This window comes from Sporosarcina gallistercoris (genome assembly GCF_014836415.1).
GTDB lineage: Bacteria > Bacillota > Bacilli > Bacillales_A > Planococcaceae > Sporosarcina > Sporosarcina gallistercoris.
This window is the reverse complement of sequence record NZ_JACSQY010000003.1, coordinates 75,568-99,182: the sequence shown is the minus strand read 5'-3', so window position 1 is coordinate 99,182 and position 23,615 is coordinate 75,568. Positions and strand designations below refer to the sequence as shown.

27 protein-coding genes and 1 riboswitch are annotated in these 23,615 nt (G+C 43.1%); of the genes, 5 read left to right on the top strand and 22 right to left on the bottom strand.

Going from position 1 to position 23,615, the window contains the following annotated elements:
- Nucleotides 1-353 precede the first annotated feature (353 nt).
- The 10 genes from H9659_RS05850 to hisZ form a co-directional block, all read right to left on the bottom strand.
- Entirely contained in the window at nucleotides 354-542 is a 189-nt protein-coding gene (locus tag H9659_RS05850) for a hypothetical protein (RefSeq protein WP_191689000.1), read from the bottom strand.
- 3 nt (nucleotides 543-545) lie between these two features.
- The gene (locus tag H9659_RS05845; protein WP_191688999.1) at nucleotides 546-887 is read right to left on the bottom strand and encodes a zinc ribbon domain-containing protein YjdM; all 342 of its coding nucleotides are present in this window, start codon (nucleotides 885-887) and stop codon (nucleotides 546-548) included.
- A 71-nt stretch (nucleotides 888-958) separates the two neighbouring features.
- Nucleotides 959-2,044 (bottom strand): histidinol-phosphate transaminase, encoded by a 1,086-nt coding sequence (gene hisC, locus H9659_RS05840; protein ID WP_191688998.1) that lies wholly within the window; start codon nucleotides 2,042-2,044, stop codon nucleotides 959-961.
- Nucleotides 2,041-2,670, bottom strand: coding sequence for a bifunctional phosphoribosyl-AMP cyclohydrolase/phosphoribosyl-ATP diphosphatase HisIE (gene hisIE, locus H9659_RS05835; RefSeq protein WP_191688997.1), 630 nt, complete (start codon nucleotides 2,668-2,670; stop codon nucleotides 2,041-2,043). The genes hisC and hisIE overlap by 4 nt, the downstream gene beginning before the upstream one ends.
- Nucleotides 2,660-3,412: an imidazole glycerol phosphate synthase subunit HisF gene (gene hisF, locus H9659_RS05830; protein WP_191688996.1), complete on the bottom strand. Its 753-nt coding sequence runs from the start codon at nucleotides 3,410-3,412 to the stop codon at nucleotides 2,660-2,662. Before hisF ends, hisIE begins: the two co-directional genes overlap by 11 nt.
- The gene (gene hisA / locus H9659_RS05825; protein WP_191688995.1) at nucleotides 3,413-4,123 is read right to left on the bottom strand and encodes a 1-(5-phosphoribosyl)-5-[(5-phosphoribosylamino)methylideneamino]imidazole-4-carboxamide isomerase; all 711 of its coding nucleotides are present in this window, start codon (nucleotides 4,121-4,123) and stop codon (nucleotides 3,413-3,415) included.
- Between the two features lie 25 nt (nucleotides 4,124-4,148).
- Nucleotides 4,149-4,730, bottom strand: a complete 582-nt coding sequence (gene hisB / locus H9659_RS05820) for an imidazoleglycerol-phosphate dehydratase HisB (RefSeq protein WP_191688994.1) — start codon at nucleotides 4,728-4,730, stop codon at nucleotides 4,149-4,151.
- Nucleotides 4,727-6,004, bottom strand: a complete 1,278-nt coding sequence (hisD, locus tag H9659_RS05815) for a histidinol dehydrogenase (protein WP_318240693.1) — start codon at nucleotides 6,002-6,004, stop codon at nucleotides 4,727-4,729. The genes hisB and hisD overlap by 4 nt, the downstream gene beginning before the upstream one ends.
- On the bottom strand, nucleotides 5,982-6,635 hold the full coding sequence (hisG, locus tag H9659_RS05810; protein WP_191688992.1) for an ATP phosphoribosyltransferase: 654 nt from the start codon (nucleotides 6,633-6,635) through the stop codon (nucleotides 5,982-5,984). The genes hisD and hisG overlap by 23 nt, the downstream gene beginning before the upstream one ends.
- Before the next feature lie 15 nt (nucleotides 6,636-6,650).
- Nucleotides 6,651-7,613 (bottom strand): ATP phosphoribosyltransferase regulatory subunit, encoded by a 963-nt coding sequence (hisZ, locus tag H9659_RS05805; protein ID WP_191688991.1) that lies wholly within the window; start codon nucleotides 7,611-7,613, stop codon nucleotides 6,651-6,653.
- Between the two features lie 99 nt (nucleotides 7,614-7,712).
- Between hisZ and H9659_RS05800 the strand changes: the two genes are divergently transcribed.
- Nucleotides 7,713-8,513: a histidinol-phosphatase HisJ family protein gene (locus tag H9659_RS05800; RefSeq protein WP_191688990.1), complete on the top strand. Its 801-nt coding sequence runs from the start codon at nucleotides 7,713-7,715 to the stop codon at nucleotides 8,511-8,513.
- Between the two features lie 741 nt (nucleotides 8,514-9,254).
- Here the strand turns inward: H9659_RS05800 and H9659_RS05795 are convergent.
- From H9659_RS05795 to H9659_RS05785, 3 genes are all read right to left on the bottom strand, one after another.
- The gene (locus H9659_RS05795) at nucleotides 9,255-10,469 is read right to left on the bottom strand and encodes an argininosuccinate synthase (RefSeq protein WP_318240692.1); all 1,215 of its coding nucleotides are present in this window, start codon (nucleotides 10,467-10,469) and stop codon (nucleotides 9,255-9,257) included.
- Nucleotides 10,470-10,813: 344 nt separating this feature from the next.
- Nucleotides 10,814-12,196 (bottom strand): NADP-specific glutamate dehydrogenase, encoded by a 1,383-nt coding sequence (gdhA, locus tag H9659_RS05790; protein WP_191688989.1) that lies wholly within the window; start codon nucleotides 12,194-12,196, stop codon nucleotides 10,814-10,816.
- Between the two features lie 144 nt (nucleotides 12,197-12,340).
- Nucleotides 12,341-13,624 carry a glycoside hydrolase family 18 protein gene (locus H9659_RS05785; RefSeq protein WP_191688988.1) on the bottom strand — a complete coding sequence of 428 codons (1,284 nt, stop codon included), beginning with the start codon at nucleotides 13,622-13,624 and terminating at the stop codon, nucleotides 12,341-12,343.
- A 147-nt stretch (nucleotides 13,625-13,771) separates the two neighbouring features.
- Between H9659_RS05785 and H9659_RS05780 the strand changes: the two genes are divergently transcribed.
- Nucleotides 13,772-14,404, top strand: a complete 633-nt coding sequence (locus tag H9659_RS05780; RefSeq protein ID WP_191688987.1) for a spore coat protein — start codon at nucleotides 13,772-13,774, stop codon at nucleotides 14,402-14,404.
- A gap of 81 nt (nucleotides 14,405-14,485) precedes the next feature.
- Here H9659_RS05780 and H9659_RS05775 read toward each other — a convergent pair whose 3' ends face one another.
- The 6 genes from H9659_RS05775 to H9659_RS05750 form a co-directional block, all read right to left on the bottom strand.
- Nucleotides 14,486-15,382 (bottom strand): RluA family pseudouridine synthase, encoded by an 897-nt coding sequence (locus H9659_RS05775; RefSeq protein ID WP_191688986.1) that lies wholly within the window; start codon nucleotides 15,380-15,382, stop codon nucleotides 14,486-14,488.
- A gap of 58 nt (nucleotides 15,383-15,440) precedes the next feature.
- Nucleotides 15,441-15,755 carry a DMT family transporter gene (locus tag H9659_RS05770; protein ID WP_191688985.1) on the bottom strand — a complete coding sequence of 105 codons (315 nt, stop codon included), beginning with the start codon at nucleotides 15,753-15,755 and terminating at the stop codon, nucleotides 15,441-15,443.
- 1 nt (nucleotide 15,756) lies between these two features.
- Nucleotides 15,757-16,104, bottom strand: a complete 348-nt coding sequence (locus H9659_RS05765) for a DMT family transporter (protein ID WP_191688984.1) — start codon at nucleotides 16,102-16,104, stop codon at nucleotides 15,757-15,759.
- A gap of 131 nt (nucleotides 16,105-16,235) precedes the next feature.
- The gene (locus tag H9659_RS05760; protein WP_191688983.1) at nucleotides 16,236-16,817 is read right to left on the bottom strand and encodes a TetR family transcriptional regulator; all 582 of its coding nucleotides are present in this window, start codon (nucleotides 16,815-16,817) and stop codon (nucleotides 16,236-16,238) included.
- Nucleotides 16,818-16,918: 101 nt separating this feature from the next.
- Complete coding sequence (gene metA / locus H9659_RS05755) at nucleotides 16,919-17,827, bottom strand: homoserine O-acetyltransferase MetA (RefSeq protein WP_191688982.1); 909 nt, start codon at nucleotides 17,825-17,827, stop codon at nucleotides 16,919-16,921.
- A gap of 76 nt (nucleotides 17,828-17,903) precedes the next feature.
- Nucleotides 17,904-18,009: riboswitch (SAM riboswitch) on the bottom strand.
- Nucleotides 18,010-18,099: 90 nt separating this feature from the next.
- Nucleotides 18,100-18,960, bottom strand: a complete 861-nt coding sequence (locus H9659_RS05750) for a YitT family protein (RefSeq protein ID WP_191688981.1) — start codon at nucleotides 18,958-18,960, stop codon at nucleotides 18,100-18,102.
- Between the two features lie 208 nt (nucleotides 18,961-19,168).
- Here H9659_RS05750 and H9659_RS05745 point away from each other — a divergent pair, with 208 nt between their 5' ends.
- A complete protein-coding gene (locus H9659_RS05745) occupies nucleotides 19,169-19,444 on the top strand; it encodes an AbrB/MazE/SpoVT family DNA-binding domain-containing protein (protein ID WP_191688980.1) in 276 nt (91 codons plus the stop codon).
- A 64-nt stretch (nucleotides 19,445-19,508) separates the two neighbouring features.
- Here the strand turns inward: H9659_RS05745 and H9659_RS05740 are convergent, their stop codons facing one another.
- The 3 genes from H9659_RS05740 to H9659_RS05730 form a co-directional block, all read right to left on the bottom strand.
- Entirely contained in the window at nucleotides 19,509-19,826 is a 318-nt protein-coding gene (locus H9659_RS05740) for a thioredoxin family protein (RefSeq protein ID WP_191688979.1), read from the bottom strand.
- Between the two features lie 163 nt (nucleotides 19,827-19,989).
- Entirely contained in the window at nucleotides 19,990-20,505 is a 516-nt protein-coding gene (locus H9659_RS05735) for a DUF3231 family protein (protein ID WP_191688978.1), read from the bottom strand.
- A gap of 99 nt (nucleotides 20,506-20,604) precedes the next feature.
- A complete protein-coding gene (locus H9659_RS05730; protein ID WP_404828975.1) occupies nucleotides 20,605-22,689 on the bottom strand; it encodes a catalase in 2,085 nt (694 codons plus the stop codon).
- Nucleotides 22,690-22,801: 112 nt separating this feature from the next.
- On the opposite strand from H9659_RS05730, the gene thpR reads away from it, so the two are divergent.
- Nucleotides 22,802-23,365, top strand: a complete 564-nt coding sequence (gene thpR / locus H9659_RS05725; RefSeq protein ID WP_191688977.1) for an RNA 2',3'-cyclic phosphodiesterase — start codon at nucleotides 22,802-22,804, stop codon at nucleotides 23,363-23,365.
- 48 nt (nucleotides 23,366-23,413) lie between these two features.
- Nucleotides 23,414-23,581 (top strand): hypothetical protein, encoded by a 168-nt coding sequence (locus H9659_RS05720; RefSeq protein ID WP_191688976.1) that lies wholly within the window; start codon nucleotides 23,414-23,416, stop codon nucleotides 23,579-23,581.
- Nucleotides 23,582-23,615 lie beyond the last annotated feature (34 nt).

Sequence of the window (23,615 nt, the reverse complement as noted above, 5' to 3'; positions counted from 1 at the left end):
AAATTGTCCAAAGTCAGCATGAACAGAGTAAGTGTACCGCACAGACCATCCATTTTTTTGTTTGGCCATAATTCCAAGTAGTTCTGTCCCGGTGATTCCAAGAATGATATAGGCAATCCTCCACCACATATACTGTCATTCCGTTAACGGCGGTGAGTAATGGCTGAGTAAGAAAGCAAGTCATACCTCTACACATAAATACGGTAAACGGAATAAGAGTTTTCTCTTCTTTATAACCACTTTCCTTTTACACTATAATTACTTATTCCTTCTCAATCGTTCTCTAAACGATGCAGTACTCTCCACATCCTTCTGCAAAAGAAAAACAGCGCTCTGTAAAGAGTCGCTGTCAGTCACTTATTCCGGTTCACTTTTTTCTCGATATTCAGTTTAGCCATGAATGCTACGATATTCAGCAATGCGATTACGACAAGTAGAATGGCGACTCCCGTATGTCCATCTGCATATCGGTTCCATGCGAAGTATCCGAGTAGGACTGCAAAAACGATATCGACTGTTTTAGAATTGAATAGTTTCATCATCGGTTAACCCTTCTTGACGAATTCGGATTTCAATTTCATCGCACCGAATCCTGTGATTTTGCAATCAATGTTATGATCGCCGTCCACAAGACGAATCCCTTTTACTTTTGTGCCGATTTTCAGCACAGACGAGCTGCCTTTCACTTTCAAGTCTTTGATGACTGTGACAGTATCTCCATCTTGCAATGGATTGCCATTCGCATCTTTAACATCCAATTGCTCTGTTTGGACAAGCTCTTCACCTGCAGTCCACTCATATGCACATTCTGGGCATACGAATTGCAATCCATCTTCATACGTGTACGGCGAGCCGCATTGAGGACAATTCGGTAATTGTTCTGTCATCATATTTCCCCCATTCTCTATCTGACTCCACTATATCAAACAATTGAGCCAGGTGAGAACTATTTCAGACGTCAATATGCCGAACTTTTGTCTGTCCACATCCTCACTAATTCAAATAACTTTTCAAAGAACTGTTTCATTTCATCATCAGATCCGATTGTGACACGCAGCCACTCTTCGGTCTCTGGCTTGGAAAAATGCCGGACGAGGATTTGTTTGTATTTCAAGCTTTTGTGGAGTTGTTTTGCAGGAATTTCCGGATGATGGACAAACAAGAAATTCGCAGCAGAGGGTAGTACTGTGAACCCCAGGGACTCGAATATCTTTTTCGCTTGTTCACGGGTCTGGATAATTGCTTGTATCGTGTCACCGAAATAGTCCTTATCGTTAACAGAAGCAACGCCAGCAGCTAATGCTAACCGATCGATCGTATAAGAGTTGAACGAGTTTTTAATGCGATTCAGAGCTTCAATCATCTCTGTTGAACCAATTGCATATCCAATTCGGAGGCCAGCCAATGAACGGGATTTCGACATCGTACGGATTATAAGTAAATTGTCAAAACGCTCGAGTAAAGGAATGGCTGTCTCACTGCAAAAATCGACATAGGCTTCGTCTACAATAACGATGCGTCCCTGATTTTCACTAACAATTCTTTCAACACCTGCAAGCGGTAATGCAATCCCTGTCGGTGCATTCGGGTTTGGGAAGATAACTCCCCCTTCTGACTTATATAATGCTTTTTCATCCAAGGTGAAGTCTTCCTGAAGGGGAATCGTGTCGTATGAAATATTGAATAACGCTGCGTACGTCGGATAAAACGAATAGGTGACTGCAGGATATACAATCGGCTTGCCTGGTGAAAAGAACGCCATGAATGAAAATGCCAGTACTTCATCCGATCCATTTCCTATGAACACTTGATCCGCAGAAACTTGATGTAATTCTGCGAGAGTGTTTCGCAGTTCTTTTGGATCCGACTCGGGATATTTTCGTAAATTCGATGTCAGTTCCTGCTGCAACGCTTCAAACACACGAGGACTAGGTGGATAGGGATTTTCGTTTGTGTTCAGTTTAATCCACTCTTCTCCATTCACATGTTCTCCTGGAGTATATGGCTCCGTCCGTTTGACCATGTCACTCCATAGTGCATTCACTGACTTCCCTCCTCTTGCAGTCTGCGTGATTTCAATACAGCTTTTACGTCGTCAATTGAAAGCCCCAGCTCTTCCATCAACACGAGAATGTGGTACGTCAAATCGGCAAGCTCGTTTGCAGTTTCATCCAAATCATTGTTCTTCGCTCCAATTACTACTTCTGTCGTCTCCTCTCCTACTTTTTTCAAGATTTTATCGATTCCTTCACGGAAGAGGTACGTAGTATAAGAACCTTCTTGAGGATTGTCTTTCCTATTTTGAATTTGCTGTGCAACTTGTTGAACAATAGTACGTTGCTTTCGGACGTCTTGTTGCTCGTCATGAGTAAAACAGGTTTCTGTTCCTAGATGACAAGCGGGGCCAGCTGATTCGACTTGAACCAGAATGGTATCCCGGTCGCAATCAACGTCCAATTGCTTCACAATCTGTTTGTTTCCTGATGTTGCTCCTTTGTTCCAGAGTTCTTTCCGTGATCGGCTAAAGAACCACGTTTCCCCTGTATCAATTGTCTTTTGTAACGATTCCTCATTCATATAAGCGAGCATGAGGACTGCACCGGTCCGGGCATCTTGAATAATAGCAGGAACTAAACCCTCGCTGTTAAAGCGTATTGAATCAGTCCCCATAAGAACCCTCTTTAACTACTTGTTGAAGGTCGTCTAAAGACACAATCCCGAAATGCAAAACAGAGGCTACGAGTGCTGATTGAGCATTTGTTTGTTCAAATACATCTCGGATATGCTGCGCACTCCCTGCGCCTCCGCTTGCAACAATCGGAATCGAAACAGAATTTGCGACCAAGCTTGTGAGCTCCAGATTATATCCATTTCTCATTCCGTCCTCATCGATACAATTTACAACAATCTCCCCTGCACCTAGCCGCTCAGCCTCTTTCGCCCATTCTATTGCATCCATTCCCGTATCTTCATTACCTGCTTTAGCAAATACCGTCCATTGACCCGATTCAGATTGACTGACGTCCATGGACAACATGATTCTGCTGGAACCATAGCGCTCAGATGCTTCACGAAGTAAGTCAGGATTTTTCAGTGCTCCACTGTTTATGGAGACTTTGTCCGCTCCCGCTTCGATTGCAAGTTCCACGTCCGAAAGTGTTTGGATCCCACCACCAACAATGAAGGGAATTTCAATGCTTTCACCAATCTGGCGGATCAAATCCAGAAACATGCCGCGTTGTTGAACTGAAGCAGAGATATCGTAAAATACTAATTCATCCGCGCCTTCTGCTTCGTACTTTTTCGCAAGCTCTAAAGGATCCCCTAATTCTTTTACGTCTTGGAACTTCTTCCCTTTCACAACACGTCGATTATCGATATCCAGACAGGCAATAATTTTTCTTCTAGTCATTTATAAAACCTCCATCATTTCTTGGAATCGTGTTCCGTTTTCATAGATTGCTTTTCCGACAATGGCTCCATACAGGGATTCCTGTTGTAGTTTTTCAATATCCCTTACAGTCGTGACGCCTCCTGAAGCGATAATATCCATCTCTGTTTCTTTCTGTAAACTTTGAAGCTCTTCAAAATTAGGTCCTGCGAGCATCCCATCTTTCGCTATGTCTGTATAGATGATGGTTTGGACCCCTGCCTGTTCCAGCTCTCGTACTAACGTCGACACATCTGTTGTTGAATCTTCTGTCCAGCCAGCTGTCGTCGGTTTTCCATTTTTAGCATCTACGGAAACAGCAATCCGTTTACCATATCGGGTAACCGCTTGCTTCAACAAGTCGGGATCCTTTATAGCCGATGTCCCGAGAATGATCCGTTCGACTCCATTGGATAAATAATCTTCGATCGCTTCGATAGTACGAATGCCTCCACCCACTTGGATTGGCAGCTGCAAGGTGTTTGCAAGTTCAATAATCGCTTCACGATTCACGGATTGACCCGTTTTAGCGCCATCCAGGTCGACTACATGCAGCCATTCAGCCCCTTGGTCAAGCCACTTTTTTCCGACTTCAAGCGGCGAGTCATGATAGATGGTTTCTTGTTTAAAATCTCCTTGGACTAAACGTACACACTTTCCATTTTGAATATCGATTGCTGGAAATAGAATCATTCAATACCTCCCCTTTCCTCCATCATTACAACATGCCTTTTGTTGAGGGAATTCCTTGTCGTCCATTCTTAGCGGCAGCGACCCGGATTGCACGGCCAAATCCTTTGAAAATGGATTCTAATATGTGGTGACTGTTTTTCCCATACTGTAAGTTGATATGAAGCGTCACCTCTGCATGACGGGTAAATGCGAGAAAGAATTCTTCAGCTAGTTCGGTATCGAATGCCCCGATTTTATCCTTCAATCCTGATACGTTATAAACGAGAAACGATCTCCCACTAATATCCATCGATACTTCAGCTAACGCTTCATCCATCGGAACTGTCACGGATGCATAGCGTTCAATGCTTTCTTTTGTTCCAATCGCCTCTTTAAAAGCAGTGCCTAGAGCGATTCCGACATCTTCCACACTATGGTGCTGGTCCGTTTCCAGATCCCCATTACATGTCACTTGTAAATCGATGCCTCCATGCATAGTCGTAAGAATAAGCATATGATTGAAAAAACCAACTCCTGTATTGATGTCACTTTTTCCTGAACCATCTAACACTAACTGCATGGAGATATCCGTTTCAGCAGTTTTCCGTTCAATTGTCGACGTCCTCATCTGGATTCCTCCCCTGCCCTGACTCGAATGGCTTGTGCATGGCCTTGCAATCTTTCAGTTTTCGCTAGTTCAATTATTTGTTCTGAAACGTGTCCAAGTGCTTCCTCGCTATATCGGATAATGCTCGTCTTTTTGACGAAATCATACACACCTAATGGCGATGAAAACTTTGCAGTCCCACTTGTCGGCAGAGTATGGTTCGGTCCGGCCATATAATCTCCGAGTGCTTCCGGCGAGAATGCTCCGAGAAAAATTGCGCCAGCATGCTCGATGTCGTCTAGTCTGCTTTCTGGATCAGCTGTCAGGATTTCTAAATGTTCGGGTGCGAGTTCATTAATGATCTCAATCGTCTCGTCTTCAATTTCCACAACAGCGATCCAGCCATTTGCTTGGATGGACTTTTCCGCGATTTCTTTTCGTTCCATGAGCTCCAATTGCCTATAGACCTCCTCAGAAAGTGCGTTTGCATACTTTAAGGAAGGTACAAGACAACAAGCCATCGCGTCTTCATCATGCTCAGCTTGCGCAAGCAGATCGGCGGCGACGAATGTTATATTGGATTGTCCGTCTGCCCAAATACATACTTCACTTGGCCCGGCAATCATATCGATTGAAACGTGACCAAACACAAGCTTTTTTGCACATGCCACGTAAGCATTTCCAGGACCTGTGATTTTGTGTACAGGTCGGATCGTCTCTGTACCATACGCAAGGGCGGCAATCGCTTGTGCGCCACCGACCTTGTAAATCTCGTCAACCCCGCATAGATCCGCTGCCACAAGAACAGCAGCATTGACAGTTCCGTCCGGTTGGGGCGGTGTTGTGAGGACGAGACGCTTTACACCTGCTATTTTCGCAGGGAGTGCGTTCATCAATACTGTGGATGGGTAAGAAGCTTTCCCTCCCGGAATATATATCCCTGCAGATGAGAGAGGGCGTACTTGTTGTCCCAAATAGACGCCCTCTTCAGGCTCAATGCGCCAACTCTCTTCTTTCTGCTGTTCGTGAAAAAGCTGAATACGTCCTTTTGCGTCTCTAAGTGCCTGAAGTAAGGTGGAGGACACCTCCTGATAAGCATCTTCGATTTCTTGTTCAGATACCCGGAGTGTTTGTAACTGAACGCCATCAAAACGTTCGGTTAAGTCTAGAAGTGCTGCATCTTTGAACTGTTTGACCTCGTCTAGAATCGATCTGACCGCCGGCTCAACAGAAGAAACAGACGACTTTCGTGCCATTCGCTGTTTCAATTGCTCACGCGTTGTGATTATCTGCACGACGGTCATCCACTCCTTTCTTCAACAGTTCAATACATTGCTTAACTTCAATATTTTTTGTAGCATAACTCGCTTTATTCACAATGACGCGCGCACTCACTTTCGCGATTTCCCTTAAGATAACCAATCCGTTATCGCGAAGGGTTGAACCCGTTTCGACAATGTCGACTATGACCTCTGATAGACCTGCTATCGGTGCAAGTTCAATTGAACCGTTCAAGCGGCTGATTTCAGTACGAATTCCTTCTTTATCGAAATAAGTTTTGGCAATACTGGGATATTTGGTCGCAACCGTCAACGATTTCGTGTCTTCGGGGAAACTGCCGGGGAATCCAGCAACGACTAACTGACAACTCCCGAATCCTAAATCCTGCAGCTCGTAGACGTCTTTTCCATCTTCCATGATCGTATCCTTCCCGACGATACCGATATCGGCTGCCCCTTTCTCTATGTAAGTCGGGACATCAGATGCCTTTACAAATAACAGTTGATAGTTTCCATCTATACTATTAATGAGTAGCTTCCGCTCATCATATAATGTGTCTGGAAAAGCGATTCCGCCTTCAGACAAAAGTTCTCTCGCTGTTTCTGCAATTCTTCCTTTCGCGACAGCAATTTTCATCGGTTCCATCTTCCTTCATCTCCTTCATTCAGCCTGTCTAGACTTGTTACTTTTAGCCATGAAGATCGCTTCCACATCACAAGCGAATCCAACTGCCGGTAACTGGGCTCCGAATTTCTGACTCACCTCGTCATAACGCCCTCCCATCAGTAATGGTCTTCCGATTGAAGTGCTGAATCCTTGAAACTGGATTCCGGAATAATAGTCCATTTCGTTGACCATGCCGAGGTCGACTGTGACATGATTTCCGTACCCTGAAGCAACGACTAATTCAAAAACCTTTTCGATATGTTGAATGATAGGAGACATCTGCTTGTTCAATGGAATTTCTCGAAAACGGTCGAAAACCGACGCGGCTTCCCCATATGAGAAAACTGTTTCAAGAAGCAATTCTCTCGTTGCTTCTTCTACATCATTTTGTTTTAAAAAGTTTGCCAGCTCACTGCTGTTTTTCATTTGAATGAGAGACTTCACTTGAAGGCGTTCCTCTTCAGTCAAGTGAAGGATACGATTCAGTTCATGTAAAATCCCCGCATGCCCCAGTTCAATTTTAAACTCATGGAGTCCTAGTTCAGTCAGCGCTAGACAAGCAAGTATAATCACCTCAGCGTCATTTTCTGCAGATTGTTTTCCGAAAAGCTCGACTCCCGCTTGCCTCTGTTCAGTCGGAATAGCGCGATCCTCCGATTGACGAAAGACGGATTGCACATACCAGCACCTGACTTCTTCACTTAAGTTTTCAACTGATGTTGCAAGTTCACGCATGAGAGGAATCGTAACGTCGGGTCGCAAAACGAGAATATCTCCTGTTTGATCGATCAGCTTCAGAAGACTTTTACGACTTTGAATGGTTTTAAGTGATTCATATGTTTCATAACTCTCTAGAACCGGCAAATTGACTTCGCGATACCCTTTCGGTAAAAAAGAGTTCCGAAAGACTTCACGTATTTCAAATTCTTCTTCTGCAGATTGGAATGGATTACTCAAACTAGCACCCCTTTCACTTTATCACTTTACTACAATGAAGTTATCTAGTACTATAAATAGACAATTAAGAAATGTCAACCAGAAAGGAGTTTTCATATTATGTTCGATTATCATATGCACACCTCATTTTCAGCGGATTGTGAGGTTTCACCTGAGGATATGATACAATCCGCCATTCAGAAAGGGCTTACCGAAATCTGCATTACAGATCATGTTGACTATGATTATCCCGATAGGAATTTCGTCTTTGAATTTGATCAGCAAGCATACAAGGAAAAAATTGAGTCTTTACGAGAACGCCGGGGAAATGAAATTCAAGTGAAACGCGGAGTGGAGATTGGAGTTCAGCCTCACTTGCTCGATCGATATACAAAGCTGATTCAAGATGAGCAGTTCGACTTTGTTATTTGTTCGCTTCATACTGTTGAAAAACAAGATTTACATTTCGGGGCTATTTTTGAAAACCGAACGCTTGAAGGTGCTTTTACCGCGTACTATCAAGAGTTGCTTCGTTGCATACGCAAGTTTGACGCGTACAGTGTGTTAGGTCACGTGGATCTTATTAAACGGTATGCAAAACAAGTACCATCCCAGGATTTCCTTGCTTGCTTAAAAGAAATTTTTAACGAAATCATTCCTCGAGGGAAAGGAATTGAGATGAATACATCTGGTGTGCGATACGGCTTACCTACTGCAATGCCCAGCCCAGATATCCTTGAATTGTATAAAGCCTGTGGCGGTGAAATCTTAACGATCGGTTCCGATGCCCACAAACCGCTTGATGTCGGTTTCGACATTCGAAAAAGCCTCCAGCTCGCTTCCGATATCGGATTCCGCTTCATCGCGACCTATGACAAGGGAGAACCTCAATTCCATTCTATTGAGAAATTACTACGTTAATCAGAAAAAGACCTTCCCATGGCCGGGAAGGTAGAGACTGTAGACAAAAGGATTGGGAATCAGTTGATTTCCCACCCTTTTGTCTTTTTAGATCATTGCCTTTGAAAATGAAGGATAACAGGCAGTTGATCTCCGTTCCGGACGGGCGCTTTCCGGGGGCTTGGCCGTATTTTAGTGAACTTCGTTAAAATTAAGGCATCATTAATCGTCCTCGCTTTGCTCAGTCCGTTTTTTTTTGAAAACACGTGCTTCCTAACGCTTTGCTTTCGCTGATCCCCAGGAGTCGCCGTCCTGCACTTCAATCAACTGAATTTACCATGAGACATTCACATCTTTCACCAATGGATAAATGAAGGAAAAATCACTAGCTGCATCTAATTAACGAACCAGCTGGTCTTGCGAAACTACCTGTTCGATCGTAAGCATTTCCATCTGTTCCCGTTCATTAACTTGATTCTTCGTCATCATTTCCATCATCTGATTTGATGTTTGGGAGATCTTGTTGATTGTAGCGGAGAGCGGCGACTCCGGAGGGATCAGCGAAGCTCGAAGACCCTGGACCGAGCAAAGCGAGGGAAGCGGCTGAGAGCAAGCCCCTCGGAAAGCGTCCGCTCGCAGCGGAAATCAACTTTTCATTGTTAATTCCATTGTAAAAGAAAAAAGACTGTAGGCACCTCCATGATTTCTGGAGTTTGTCTACAGTCTGAAAGGACCTTCCCATAGCTAGGAAGGTCCTTTCAATTAAGCTTTAGTTGAAACAAGCTGCTTATTTACAGCTGCATGGACTTCTGTTGGCAGTCCCCATAGTTTGATGAACCCGACAGCCGCTGCTTGATCGAATTCGTCATCTGACGTATACGTCGCAAGCTTTTCATCATAGAGCGAGTTGTCCGACTTACGGCCTTCGACAATCGCATGCCCTTTGAACAGCTTCACACGCACTGTTCCGTTCACTACTTGCTGTGTGTCCTTGATGAATGCTTCCAATGCGCTGCGTAATGGTGAGAACCAAAGACCATTGTAGATCAGTTCACTCAACTTTTGAGAAACGATCGGCTTGAAATGAGCTGTCTCTTTCACCAAAGTAATGTCCTCGAGTTCTTTGTGTGCTTTTATCAACGTCATAGCACCTGGACATTCATAGACTTCACGTGACTTAATGCCGACGAGACGATTTTCAACATGGTCGATACGGCCGACACCATGTTTTCCAGCAAGCTCATTCAAGTGAAGGATGAGTTGGTCCAACTCAAATGCTTTGCCATCCAAGCTCACAGGAACACCTTGTTTAAAAGTGATTTCGACGATATCCGCCTGATCAGGTGCTTCTTCAATGGATGAAGTGAGTCCATATGCATCTTCAGGCGGAGCTGCCCACGGATCCTCTAGAATTCCACATTCATTACTGCGGCCCCATAAGTTTTGGTCAATCGAATAAGGACTATCCAGCACGATAGGAACTGGGATATTGTGTTCTTTTGCATAAGCGATTTCTTCCTCACGAGACCAGCTCCACTCACGAACAGGTGCAATCACTTCCAATGTCGGATCCAGTGCTTTAATGCCTACTTCAAAACGGACTTGGTCGTTTCCTTTACCTGTGCAACCATGGGCTACTGCCACTGCATTTTCTTTATGCGCGACTTCCACAAGTTTTTTTGCAATCAATGGACGGGATAATGCAGAAATCAGTGGATACTTTTCTTCATAGAGCGTACGCGCTTGAAGAGCTAGCAATGCATAATCTTTTGCGAATTCCGCTTTTGCATCGATCACATAGCTCTCGATTGCACCCACTTGAAGGGCTTTCTGTTGGATGAAATCCAGATCTTTCCCTTCTCCAACATCCAAACAACATGCAACAACTGCATAACCTTGCTCAGTTAGCCATTGAACCGCAACTGATGTATCGAGTCCTCCTGAATATGCCAATACCACTTTTTTCTTCGTCATCATAAAAACCCCTCTCATAATTTATGTATCTTTATACATCCTAAAGTATATTTATAATAACATGCTGACGAGCAAATGCAAGAGAAAATACTGATTCTTTTAATAGGCGAAATATTCAGTTCAATTTTCAATTAACGATTGTTATTGAAAGACAAAAAACTCACCTTAAAAGATGAGGTCACTGAAAAAGTCTCTATAAGTTGGGATAGTTGGAGATACTGTTGATTTTGCTAAGATCAACTTATCATAATAATTCCATTGTAAAAAAAAGACTGCAGGCACCTCCATGATTTCTGGAGTTTACCTACAGTCAGAGCACACATTAAAAGATGTGCCGATTGTACCTATCAACTTAACCCATGAGCCGCCATTGCGTCAGCAACTTTTAAAAATCCTGCTACGTTTGCACCCATAATAAGATTCCCCGGTTTGCCAAAGCGATCTGCTGCATCCATACAACTTTCATATATCGAACGCATGACCACTTTCAAACGTTCATCCACTTCTTCAGCAGTCCATCGGAGTCTCATACTATTCTGAGACATCTCCATCGCTGAAACGGCTACGCCCCCTGCATTAGCAGCTTTAGCCGGCGCAAAAAGTATCCCGTGTTCTTGAAAAATCGTAAGTGCTTCGTTCGTACAAGGCATGTTGGCACCTTCGCCAACAGCAGTCACTCCATTTTTAATCAGAAGATGCGCGCTCGCTTCATCGAGCTCATTTTGAGTGGCACAAGGAAGTGCGATGTCACAAGGAACTGTCCAGACAGCTGAGCAATCTTCAAAATAACGAGCTTCCGGATGTGATTTTAAATAATCTTGAATCCGTTTATTGTCCACTTCTTTTAGTTGCTTGACACAATCCAAATCTATTCCATCATTATCGACAATATAGCCTGAAGAATCACTGCATGCAATCACTTTTGCTCCTAATTGTTGGGCCTTCTCCATCGCATAGATCGATACGTTTCCGGAACCTGACACGATAACAGTCTTATCCTTGAACGACATGTCGTACTCCTTGAGCATCTCCTCGGTAAAGTAAACTGTTCCGTACCCTGTCGCTTCTTTTCGTCCTAGACTTCCGCCATGACTCGGATCTTTCCCAGTCAGCACTCCCGCTTCGTATCCGCCTTTCAACCGTTTATACTGTCCAAATAAATAACCGATTTCACGCTTTCCAACGCCGATATCACCTGCAGGAACGTCTATATCCGGCCCGATATGTCGACTCAATTCCGTCATGAAACTTTGACAGAATCGCATGATTTCCCGATCAGACTTACCTTTCGGGTCAAAATCAGCACCGCCTTTACCTGCACCAATCGGTTGGCCAGTTAACGCATTCTTGAAAATTTGTTCAAAGGCGAGAAATTTCATAATACTGCTATTCACGGAAGGATGAAAACGAAGACCACCTTTATATGGCCCGAGCTCACTGCTGAATTGAACGCGATATCCTCTGTTCACGTGGACTTTTCCGGCATCGTCTTCCCAAGCGACTCGAAACGCCACAATTCTTTCCGGTTCAGTCAGTCTTTCCAAAATTCCGCTTGTAATATATTCAGGGTGCTGAGCGAATACGGGACGGAGTGAATCGAATATTTCTCGTGTAGCTTGGAGAAATTCAGTTTCATTTGCATTTCTTCTTTTAACCTGATCATAAACTTGATGCACATAATCATTTGAACGTCTTTGTACATCCATATGTTCTACATTCAGTTTTGTCATATGCTTCCCCCTTAATACCCAATCTATCGCGTTATATTTAGTAAGTATACGCTAGAATGAATATTTTTGAAAATACATTTTAATCTGCAAACAAAAACAGAGGATCAAATCACCTCTGTTTTCTTGGAATATGGTAAGTACAAACTATTTTTTCACTATATTAAAATTGTCTTCTAACAGTAGCCAATTTTGCGGGAAAGCCAAGCCTAACTTCCAATACATGATACCTCGCAAGTTGTATCTTTTCAATAAGTCGAACTTAGCCTGGATGCTTCTAGCGTCTTCAAACCAAACTTCATGTTGAATACTATTCTGATCGATATAAGTAAAATATGGAGCCTGTGCAACATAGTCATACGAAATGGCTTCGTTTTCTCGAATTGCGAGTTCCGTTGCTTGTTTTGGGCTAATCGCTTTTGCCGGCTGCCCTCCTTGTGTCGGGTAAGGTTTTGACCAGTCATAGCCATATAAGTTTTGACCTAAAAAGATTTTGTTTCTAGGGATTTCTTGCACCGCAAACTTTACCACTCTCTCCACTTGAGGCAAGGGACTTACCGCTTGTGGCTCGCTGTAAGTGTATCCCCACTCATACGTCATAAGAGAAACAAAATCCACAATTTCTCCATGAGCTTTATAGTCATGGGCGCCGTAAATGCCTGTTTTGACATCACTCACTTTAGGCGCAAGTGCAGTGGAAAGCGTTAGTCCTGCTGGATGGAAACGATCTCTAGCTCTTCTGAGGAACGCATTGTATAGTTCACGATCCTCCGGGAACAATAACTCAAAGTCAAAATGGATATCTTTGTATCCCACTTGTTGAGCCACTTCCAAGATGTTCGTGAATAACAAATCTTGAACCCCTCTGCTCACAAATATGTCGTGGGCAAGACCTGCACTAAATGCGAAATCCTCCAAGTTGCTAACTACCATCGCGTTAAGCGCGCCTGCGTTCGCAGCAATTGTAGGTAAATTGGCTATGGAAGGGGCTTTTAACGTTCCGTCCCGTTTCACTTCATAACTGAACATAGCTAGATACGTGAGTGCATCCACTCTTTTTTCTGTTTCAGTAATCATCGCCTGCGAGACTGGAGTCCGCGGTTCCACGTAGAGTAGCGATTGGATCTGCGTTTTCGGAGAAGGAGGGATATATAATCTTTGCCCAACAGTCAATGGTGCTGATAGAGAAATTTGGTTGACGTTGGCCAACTCCGAAATGGTCATCTTTTCTCGCCGTGCGATTTCATATAGAGTATCCCCTGGCTGAACCCAATAATAACTGCCTGTTATTGGAATTACAAGAGCTTGCCCAACAGCCAATTTCCCAGCATTACCCAACCCATTTGCTTCGGCAATTTCTTGCCATCCAATTCCGTATTGTCTCCCGATCGAAAAAAGGCTTTGACCTTTTTGAACGACGTGTATTTGCATTCTATGCACACCTTTCCATACAAAATCGTAATCCATTGTATGAAAACATCTCCCTTGCTATTCATGCAAATCATTCCACGGGATAGAAAAATGCTGTTAGCTCATACTATTTGTGAACGAAAACACGATATGTTAGGGAGGAAAACAATGACTACAAATCAAAATGGTACGACACATCAAAACATGCACACGGGTACAGTTCCCCCATCCATGAACCACGGAGGACATGAACTATTCGATGTTCATGAAGTTTTGTCCAGCACAATTGGAGCTCTCAACCAGGCGATTTTACTTCGACCACATGTAAAAGACCCCGAGTTGCTTGATATTTTGGATCGGCAGTCCCGTTTTACATTGGACGAATACAATATCACAGTCGAGAGCTTTAAATCCGGACATGATCCATCTCATCCAACGCAAAGCTATAAGATGAAGGAAGGCAATGATTTCATCTATGGCATGAAGCCGGGCCAACCGAAAAAGCCGATGATGAATGCAGCTGAAATTACGGATGAAATCATTTCCGGTTTCTTATTAAGTTCTGCCAAAGCAGGAGCATCGATGAAAACGATGGCAGCATGTGAAGTGTGTAACCCGGTTGTTAGGAGGGTACTCGCTGACTCGGTTCCGAACTGTATTGAAATGGCATATGAATTGTCCATTTATCAGAACAAACATCATTACTATCAAGTACCTCAGCTCGCTTCACAGGATATGACGGAGCTGCTCAATGCATTTGCTCCAGCGCAAGGTCAACCAGGTATGCCTCCTTTACAATGAAGTCATGACTTGAATCGCATTTCAAATACGACCTCTTGTGCAACATAAAAATAACCGCAAGCGCCTTGTTGGCGCATGCGGTTATTTCGATTTCTTATAGAACGAAGTCGGTGGATCGGATATGAACGTGTGTTGCTCCTTCGTTAGTGGATGAATGATCGTTAACTTGACGGCATGAAGACCGAGCCTCTTAATCGGGTTTGTTGAAGCACCATATTTCTTGTCGCCAACAACAGGGTGCCCGATTTCTTCCATGTGAACGCGTATCTGGTTTTTGCGACCTGTTTCCAGTCTCAATTCAAGTAATGAAAACTGGGCACTCGCTTGGAGCAGCTTATAACGCGTAATTGCTTTCTGCCCACCATTATCCGTTGGGTTGGAATAGACTTTGAATGTTCTGGTCTCTTTCAGCCAAGAGATGATCTCACCCGTTTCGTTTCGTACTTTGCCTTCAACAAGTGCTACATAACCTCGTTCTTGTACGGACTCTTCCCAATTATCTTGAAGGAACTTCTTTACTTCTTCCGTTTTTGCGAAAAGCATTACGCCAGAGGTTTCCCGGTCAAGACGATGGACGATAAAAACACGATTGCTTCTATTCGTTTTCTTTACATAGGAAGAAAGTTCGCTGAAAGCAGTCACTTCTTTTTTATCCTTTGCCGCCATCGATAATAATCCCGCTTCTTTGTCGATTACGATAATCGCGTCATCTTCATACATTATGGATAGACCTGTAAGTTCACTGTCATTTTTTGCTGCTTGATTGGTCATGATTTCAACTTTATCCCCGATACTCAATGAAAGATCATGTTGTGTAGTAGGTACTCCATTTACAGACACTTGCCCTCTGGAAAGAATCCCCTTCACTGCATTTCTGCTTTTCGGGACAGCTTGTAACAAAAAAGGAAGTAATGTCTGTTCCTTTTGCACGTTAAAAACGGCTGCTTGTTGCGTTGGTGGTTTTGAGTTGTTTCGCATAGTCACGTCTCCTTATTCTCTCATTATGCGCAACCTTCAACGAAATATCAAACATGATTTAAGACAATGCTTTTAGACCAATGACGCCAACGACAATTAATGCAAGACTGACGATTCTTGCAAAGCTCTTCGATTCCCCAAAAAAGATCATATTCAGTAAGACGGCACCGGCTGTTCCGATTCCGATCCAAACGGCATACGCAGTACTCACTTGCAAGTATTGGAATGATGTATATAAAAATACAAACGATAAACCTAAGCCGCCATAATACAATAAACCATTAGGAATGGTCTTCTTTTTACTATATTTGTTCAATCCGATGACTCCTGTAAATTCAAAACCGGCTGCTAGTGCTACAAATAACCACCCCATATTAACGATTCCCTTCTGCTGCGTTTTTTTCGTCATGTCCATCAGCAAGTTTCAAACCGATGACACCTGCCACTAAGATGACGATGAAGAAAATCTTACCGCCACTCAATGTCTGTTCAAAGAAAAATACATCCATCAATGCAGTACCGATTGTACCGATCGCGGCAAATATGGCATATACCGTTCCTGTTGGCAACGTCTCGCACGCTTTGGATAGGTAGTGAAAATCGACAAAGATGAACAGGACAATTGGGATCCAGTGCCACCATACCGATGCCACGTTGAAACCGAAAATCCATACAAGTTCAAAAAAACTAGTTGCTGCTACATAAAGCCATTCTTTTTTCATTTGAAATACTCCTTCTCTCAGGTGACTGACTGTCATTCATTTCATTCCGTATTAGTCCGTTTAAACAGGATCACGTTTCGAATGCCAATACATGAGTGGCAGACGAAACGTGACCCCTACTTACTGTCCGTTTAATTTGAATATCCCAATGCATAGGTTAAAAACAACAGTGTTTCCTTTTTTTGCTCTGAAGCACGAATTCCCTGGTCAACCTCTTCATCGTATAAATAAATCTGCTCTGCTGCTGATTCAGTCAGTCCAATAATAAGTTTTGCTAACTGATCTGGATGACTGTCTCCTCGGATAGCTCCTTGCTCCTGCCCCTTCGCAACAATTGTACTTACCCACTGGTACATAGGGGCGTATACATTTTCCCACTCTTTCAAGTGCTCCGTAGATGCCAAACCTGAATAGATCATCGCTTGAATCTCATGATGTTCTTCATTCACTGCAAAAATCGCATCTACAAATTGCTTTAGCTGCTCATCGAATGATGCAGATTCTTCCACAGCTTCTATGACTGTTTTTAACGTAAGCTGCACCATCACTTCTGCAATTGCCGGCATCAGTGATAATTTAGAAGGGAAATATAAGTAAAACGTGCCTTGTGCAATCCCAGCTGCTTTTACAATATGTGATACGGTCGTTTTTTCTACACCTTTTTCAGTGAACACTTGAATCGCAGACTGAACAATTTTTTCTTTCTTGTTCATAAAACCCCTCCACAAATGACTGACTGTCATTCATTATATGACAACTAGCTGAGAATGGCAAATTCTTCAGCTGGTTTCACTTCATAATCATGTGACTGGGATTACTTCCAATCAAATGGTGTTTGCTGATACACGTAATAGTTTAACCAATTTGAAAACAATAAATGAGTATGGGAGCGCCATGTATTTGGCGGAGTCAACGTGGGGTCATTGTTCGGAAAATAGTTTTTAGGAACATCAATTTCAAGCCCTTTAGCAGTATCCCGGTCATACTCTTCCTGTAAGGTTCCTGCATCGTACTCCAAGTGACCTGTAATCATAATGTTTTTAGCATCATTGGATAAGACAATGAAAGGGCCCACTTCAGCAGAATAAGCGAGTAACTCCAACTCGTCATGTGCTTCGATTTCTTCACTTGAAACTCCTGTATGCCTCGAATGTGGAGCCGGAAACAGATCATTGAAACCTCTTGCAAGATTCACTGTAGGATCTGTAACGATATGATCAAAAATGCCAAAACACTTAGCAGGCAGCTGATATTTATCGATCCCATAGTAATGGTACAGGGCTGCTTGAGCGCCCCAGCAAATGTGCATGGAGGAAGTCACATGCTCTGTTGCCCAATCCAAAATCCGCTGCATCTCACTCCAGTACTCAACGTGTTCGAATACCATCTGCTCAACAGGAGCACCAGTTACGATCATTCCATCAAACTTCTCTTTTTCCACTTGAGGAAATGTTTTATAAAATGTATCCAGATGATTTTTACTAACATTTTTCGATACATACGTTTCAGTATGTAAAAAAGTGACGTCTACTTGAAGGGGCGTATTGCCTAGTAATCGAAGAAGTTGAAGTTCCGTTTTTTCTTTCTGAGGCATCAAATTCACGACGAGTATGCGAAGTGGTCTAATATCTTGAGAAGTAGCCCGGTCTTCATCCATCACAAATATCTTTTCTTGCTTCAGTAATTCACCTGCAGGCAATTGCTTAGGTATTGTAATTGGCATAATTCCTCACTCCTATTCAGCCCATCAAAAAACTCCCGCCTTCTCGAAGAGAGAAAGTGGAAGTAAGTAGCCGTTCCTCTTATCTCTCAAGACAAAGTCTTGTGGAAGTAGCACCTTCCTGAATCCATCAGGGGTTGCTGAAACGTCATCGGGCCATTTCCCTCGGTTTCTCTCGATAAGCGTATTCAATTACTGAATAGTATACCATTTCCGGGTTGTTTGTATAGTCTTATCATAAACAAAAAAGAGGTTTCTTACGGGCTAACAATTGTTCAATCGTCATATTGGGCTCTTGAAAAACCTCGTCCTAGAATTTCCGATGCGTTCAAGAAAATTACGAAAGAGGTCGGCTCTTGTTCCTGTACAATCTTTTTAAAGTAAATCGCTTCGGATTGTTCAACGACACAGAGGATCATCGTTTTCTCCTGATTCGAGTAACCTCCTAGAGACTTCACTTTTGTTAATCCCCGATTGAGCTCACTACTAATGAGTGCTTGAACTTTTTCCTCATGGTCCGTAATAATCAGGATGAGCTTCGTAGGCGATGTCTGAAGCTGCACAAAGTCAATCACTTTACTCGTGACATATATTGCCATCATGGCATACAGTGCGAGTTCCAAATCGAAAACGAAAGCTGAGATGATGACGACTGCACCGTCTACGATCAGCTGAGCAAATCCACTGGAAAAGTTGGTATATCTCTTCAGAATTTGAGCAATGAGTGCTGTTCCGCCAGTTGAACCATTTCCCCGATAAACGATTCCGAGACCGATACCAAGCATAATTCCACCGTAAATAGAACTCAATAACGGGTTATGAATGGGAACGTTAATATCTGTCGTCAGGAAAATGAAAAAAGGCACAAAAAATGTTCCCACAATCGTCCGCCAACTGAACTCTTTTCCCACAAGGACAATCCCTAAAATGAGCAAAGGTATATTGATGAGCCACTGTACATACGCCGGGTTAAATCCGTACAGTTCATAAACAATCGTGCTTATTCCTGAAACACCACCTGCAGCAATCCTAGATGGTAATAGGAAAATAGTAAATGCCAGTCCGACAAATGCCGAACCTACAATAATTTGGAGATAGTCGAAAATCGCTGATTTCTTAAATTGAGTAAATGTCATCGTGTCCCTCCGTTCATGCCAACTGTACTATTCTATCAAATTACGTGTCAGTTGTGGCTGTTGTTAAGGGAACGAAAGAGAAGTTCTTTCATTCCAAATATTCATAATTAAGGAACTTTCGACAAATATTCAACCATTATTTTGCATTTTGCCATATGGAATTGTATGATTATAGAAGAATTCAGGTACCATAGAAGGAGGTTCTCTTATGAAGAGCTTAAGCATTATAAGAAAAGTTGATCATCTAGGGAGAATAGTGATCCCCATTGAACTGCGTGAGACAATGAAACTTCCCGAAGGACAACCACTTGAATTTTTTACGGAAGATGAGAATATCATTCTCAGAAGCTATAAGATTCGTGAAGCTTGTGTGATTACCGGAGAAATCACTCCTGACAATTTTGAACTGTCAAACGGTATGTTCGTTAGCCCGTCTGGTGCTGAAATTATTCTCGAAGAGGTAAAACAAGGTTTTCGTATGTAATGAAAAAGGTTGCTGCACGTGAAGTCTCTACGACTTCTCATGCAGCAACCTTTTCATTGTTCTTTTACGCTTCCGGATTATCCAGGAATGCTGTAATCTCTTCACGAGTTTTTCTATACTTACTCACAAAACGACCTTTTTCTTCGCCTCCGCTATAGACAAGAAAACTCGGAATCCCGAAGATATCGTGTTCTGCACATATGTCGATGTACTGATCACGATCGACGTACACAAATTCATATTCCGGGTAGTCTGCTTCAATACCTGGGAGTAACGGATCGATGACACGACAATCCGGACACCAATCTGCGGAAAATAGAAACACCGTTCTTTCTCCTTGTTTCAGTTCTTCAAATTGCTTTTCTGACTGTAACTTTTCCATTTAACTCGCCCCCTTATGCGATTTAGTATACCATTCCTATGTAGTGAAGAGGCAATATCGATCGACTCTTCTTATTTTATCCATATAAAAAAGCAGAGAAGAAAGCGACGTACGCTCTTCCCTACCCTACTATTTCTTGGGATGAATATGCCAGATCTCACTTTCACTCTTTGGTCTGTTGTCCACTTAAGTGCATAGGCGGAGGAATGATCCATCCTTTTTCTTTATTCAATTTCAATAGCTTCGCACCGAACATGACTTTGTCAGTATGGAACTTGGCAAACATCGTCGCAATGTCCTCACGCAAGCATTGCCCCATGACTTGGCTGCAGGAAACAAGCGCCTGACCGACGTTAATGGAAACTGCTCCACTGATTTCCGGATCCATGAACCGTGCTCCCGCTGGAATGTCATCAGCAGAACAAGTTGGGCGGTCTGGCAGCGTTGGCGGAGGCATGATGCCATTTTCTTTCAACACTTCTTCAATTTGCTTGTTATGGTCTCTCATCATATCTACCGCTTCTTGCAAGAGCTTTTTAAGCCCTTCATCCCCTGCATGGTTTATAAAGGTCTGATACCCGCTGATCAATCCTTTGTTTGCACCGACATATGCCCAACAGCCGATGACTTCACCGTAATGCATTGGCTGATCTTTCGGATTGCCACTTAGAATTCCCATTCGATTCTCCTCATTTCTTAGAAAGTCTTTGTTCATCCTTAGGATGAGGAGAATTTGAAAAGTTATTCATATAAAAAATCCGAACACACATCATATGGATTATTCAAAGATATTCCTTTCCCAAAAGCGTTGTTTTGCTAACGCAGTGATATAAGCGTTATTGAAATCAGATTCATTTTTCTCTATTACAATTCCTGGTCCTTCTTGGACAGATGTCATAGGAATATACCGCGCACCATCATTCGTAAAAGCGATTGGTTTAAAATGCTGCCACTGTTCCTCAATGTAATTTTGCATACTGTTATTAAATTCTGCTGGATTACTCGACGTGCCGCCGCCCACGATAATACTGTCATACAAAACAGGCGCCGCAGTTGTAAACGTCTGATTTGCGATTGCAGCTTTCCCTGCGGTACCTTTAACTGCCCCTAGCGTTCCACTTACAATATCGACTGTGACACCTGAGTTACGAAGTGATCTAACAGCATTGCCAATGACTGTGCTGTCAAATCCTTCACCGATTAAAATCGCCACTTTGAGCGTATCCGGTACGTAAATCGTTTTCTTCATGCTCAGTGCCGGAGAAGAGGCTGTAACGTCTGCAGGTGTGCATTCCGGTCGTTTCACTCCAACCGCGGTCGCAATTGCTGCAGAGAGGCCGCTATCCACCTGACAGAACATATCTACAACTTGCTGACGAACAGATCGGCTTTTCACCTTAGCAACTTCAAAACTGAAGGCATCGATGATATGCTGTTTCTCATAAGGAGCCATGCTGTTCCAAAATAGGCGCGCTTGGGAAAAGTGGTCGTCAAACGATGGACTGTTGGCGCGGATGACATGCCCTTCCACTTTTTCTTGGTAATGTTCATATCCACCTTCATCTACTGGTGTAGGTGAGGGGGTATTATCTGCTAGGGAATTCTTATGATAACTGACTTGCCCGACGTCAATACGTTGTCTGCTGAATCCATCCCGCTGGTTGTTGTGAAATGGACAAACGGGTCGATTGATCGGGATTTCAGCGAAATTCGGACCACCTAAGCGTAATAATTGTGTATCCAAATATGAAAATAAGCGTCCTTGCAGTAACGGGTCATTCGTAAAATCGATTCCAGGCACAACATTTCCGGGATGGAATGCTACTTGTTCAGTCTCTGCAAATACATTATCGACATTTCGATTCAAGGTCATCGTACCGATCAAGTCGACAGGCACAATTTCTTCAGGCCAAAGTTTTGTCGCGTCCAAAATGTCGAAGTCAAACATAAACTCATCTTCTTCACGAATCATCTGAATTCCTAAATCGTATTGTGGATAGCTACCCGCTTCAATCGTCTCCCATAAGTCCCGACGATGAAAATCGGGATCTTTCCCACCAATCTTTTGGGCTTCATCCCAAACAAGAGAGTGCACACCTAATCTAGGTTTCCAATGAAATTTCACAAAATGCGCTTTCCCTTCAGCGTTCACGAGCCGGAACGTGTGCACACCGAAGCCTTCCATTTTACGGAAATTCGTAGGGATCGCTCGATCGGACATGAGCCACATAATCATATGAGCCGTCTCTTGGTTGTTTGCAACAAAATCCCAAAAGGTGTCATGCGCCGATGCTGCTTGCGGCATCTCATTATGCGGTTCGGGCTTGACGGCATGAATAAGATCAGGAAATTTGATAGCGTCCTGTATGAAGAATACCGGTATATTGTTTCCGACTAAATCATAATTCCCTTCTTCGGTATAAAACTTCACTGCAAATCCTCTCACGTCCCTGGCAGTTTCCATTGAACCCCTGCTTCCTACTACAGTAGAAAATCGGGTAAACAACGGAGTTACTTTCCCAGCTCCTTGAAGAAATTTCGCTGTTGTATATTCTTTCATACATTTGTGCAAAGTAAATTCACCGTGGGCAGCATAACCACGGGCATGAACAACTCTCTCTGGTATTCGTTCATGATCAAAATGCGTGATCTTTTCTCTCAGGTGGAAATCTTCCAACAAAGTAGGGCCGCGAACTCCAGCTTTTAAAGACTGTTCGTCTCCAGATACTTTAAGGCTCTGATTTGTTGTCAATGGTTTCCCAAAGTTATTGACACGGTACCCCTCTAATTGGCGCTGCTTAGCATTTTGGTTCTGCATACCAGGAAGTTCACCATTTGAATTCTTCACGCAATCCCCTTTCATCACATCATTTCTTGCTCCCTGATAGTGTATGCAACTACAAGCAGGCGGGTTACCTAACACATGACAATACTCATTACTTGCTATACTAAGAATCATTAAGGAGAGGTTCCCTATGACCCATTATTTTGCTGCCATACCGATTCCATTTGAATTGGTAAAAGAAAAAATCACTGATAGTAGCCATCGTTTTGAACTTACTGCACACTATAAAATCATCCCGCACCCAGATGACTTGCATATCACGCTGCTCTTTTTCGGTGCCCTCACCCCTTCTCAACTTGAACTTGTACACCAAGAGATGGGAGAAGCTGCAACTAAAACGTACGGATTCCCCCTCTCCATAAACGGCGTCTCTTTTTTCGGAAATCCTTCAGGACCTCGCGTTGTATATCTGAGTGTTCAAGAAAATCCGCAGTTGACTGAACTTTATCATTTGCTTGGAGATCGCCTGGAATCCATATTACAGAAACCTGCTCCGGCAGCTTATACACCACATATCACCATAGCCAAAAAGAGAAAAGATGCCGTTCCAGTTCCAATACAACAGGAATATTTTGAGCCATTAACTATGAAGGTATCCGAGATGGTTCTCTATTCAATTGACCCATCTAGTTCCCCTAAGTATTCACCTGTAAACTCATTTTCATTTGTGGATTCCTTTCGTATCGATGACTAAATTTTGCACATACTCATAACGACGCAACCTTAAGAAAGGAGCATGATTATGGGACGCGATGAACATGCAAAGGGTGGAAAGAATGCAGCCTCACTTCCTCAAACACCGAAAAACCAGAAACTTTCCGCTACCGAAATGAGGGCAGAAATGGCACGCGAACTGGATAGTATTGAGACATTAGTCAAACAGCGCAAGCAAAACGAAAAACGCAAGTAAAAAACCGGCCTCCTGTAAACTAGGGAGGCCGGTT

What these genes read in the sequence shown, in the direction of transcription:
- H9659_RS05730 (WP_404828975.1), bottom strand. Translation starts at nt 22,689, where the DNA reads ATGAAAGGGGATTGCGTGAAGAATTCAAATGGTGAACTTCCTGGTATG.
- H9659_RS05750 (WP_191688981.1), bottom strand. Translation starts at nt 18,960, where the DNA reads ATGACATTTACTCAATTTAAGAAATCAGCGATTTTCGACTATCTCCAA.
- H9659_RS05785 (WP_191688988.1), bottom strand. Translation starts at nt 13,624, where the DNA reads ATGCAAATACACGTCGTTCAAAAAGGTCAAAGCCTTTTTTCGATCGGG.
- H9659_RS05735 (WP_191688978.1), bottom strand. Translation starts at nt 20,505, where the DNA reads ATGGGAATTCTAAGTGGCAATCCGAAAGATCAGCCAATGCATTACGGT.
- H9659_RS05765 (WP_191688984.1), bottom strand. Translation starts at nt 16,104, where the DNA reads ATGAAAAAAGAATGGCTTTATGTAGCAGCAACTAGTTTTTTTGAACTT.
- H9659_RS05845 (WP_191688999.1), bottom strand. Translation starts at nt 887, where the DNA reads ATGACAGAACAATTACCGAATTGTCCTCAATGCGGCTCGCCGTACACG.
- H9659_RS05795 (WP_318240692.1), bottom strand. Translation starts at nt 10,469, where the DNA reads ATGATGACGAAGAAAAAAGTGGTATTGGCATATTCAGGAGGACTCGAT.
- H9659_RS05780 (WP_191688987.1), top strand. Translation starts at nt 13,772, where the DNA reads ATGACTACAAATCAAAATGGTACGACACATCAAAACATGCACACGGGT.
- H9659_RS05770 (WP_191688985.1), bottom strand. Translation starts at nt 15,755, where the DNA reads ATGGGGTGGTTATTTGTAGCACTAGCAGCCGGTTTTGAATTTACAGGA.
- H9659_RS05775 (WP_191688986.1), bottom strand. Translation starts at nt 15,382, where the DNA reads ATGCGAAACAACTCAAAACCACCAACGCAACAAGCAGCCGTTTTTAAC.
- hisB (WP_191688994.1), bottom strand. Translation starts at nt 4,730, where the DNA reads ATGAGGACGTCGACAATTGAACGGAAAACTGCTGAAACGGATATCTCC.
- H9659_RS05740 (WP_191688979.1), bottom strand. Translation starts at nt 19,826, where the DNA reads ATGGAAAAGTTACAGTCAGAAAAGCAATTTGAAGAACTGAAACAAGGA.
- hisIE (WP_191688997.1), bottom strand. Translation starts at nt 2,670, where the DNA reads ATGGGGACTGATTCAATACGCTTTAACAGCGAGGGTTTAGTTCCTGCT.
- gdhA (WP_191688989.1), bottom strand. Translation starts at nt 12,196, where the DNA reads ATGACAAAACTGAATGTAGAACATATGGATGTACAAAGACGTTCAAAT.
- H9659_RS05850 (WP_191689000.1), bottom strand. Translation starts at nt 542, where the DNA reads ATGATGAAACTATTCAATTCTAAAACAGTCGATATCGTTTTTGCAGTC.
- hisG (WP_191688992.1), bottom strand. Translation starts at nt 6,635, where the DNA reads ATGGAACCGATGAAAATTGCTGTCGCGAAAGGAAGAATTGCAGAAACA.
- H9659_RS05745 (WP_191688980.1), top strand. Translation starts at nt 19,169, where the DNA reads ATGAAGAGCTTAAGCATTATAAGAAAAGTTGATCATCTAGGGAGAATA.
- hisA (WP_191688995.1), bottom strand. Translation starts at nt 4,123, where the DNA reads ATGATTCTATTTCCAGCAATCGATATTCAAAATGGAAAGTGTGTACGT.
- metA (WP_191688982.1), bottom strand. Translation starts at nt 17,827, where the DNA reads ATGCCAATTACAATACCTAAGCAATTGCCTGCAGGTGAATTACTGAAG.
- H9659_RS05800 (WP_191688990.1), top strand. Translation starts at nt 7,713, where the DNA reads ATGTTCGATTATCATATGCACACCTCATTTTCAGCGGATTGTGAGGTT.
- thpR (WP_191688977.1), top strand. Translation starts at nt 22,802, where the DNA reads ATGACCCATTATTTTGCTGCCATACCGATTCCATTTGAATTGGTAAAA.
- H9659_RS05760 (WP_191688983.1), bottom strand. Translation starts at nt 16,817, where the DNA reads ATGAACAAGAAAGAAAAAATTGTTCAGTCTGCGATTCAAGTGTTCACT.
- H9659_RS05720 (WP_191688976.1), top strand. Translation starts at nt 23,414, where the DNA reads ATGGGACGCGATGAACATGCAAAGGGTGGAAAGAATGCAGCCTCACTT.
- hisF (WP_191688996.1), bottom strand. Translation starts at nt 3,412, where the DNA reads ATGACTAGAAGAAAAATTATTGCCTGTCTGGATATCGATAATCGACGT.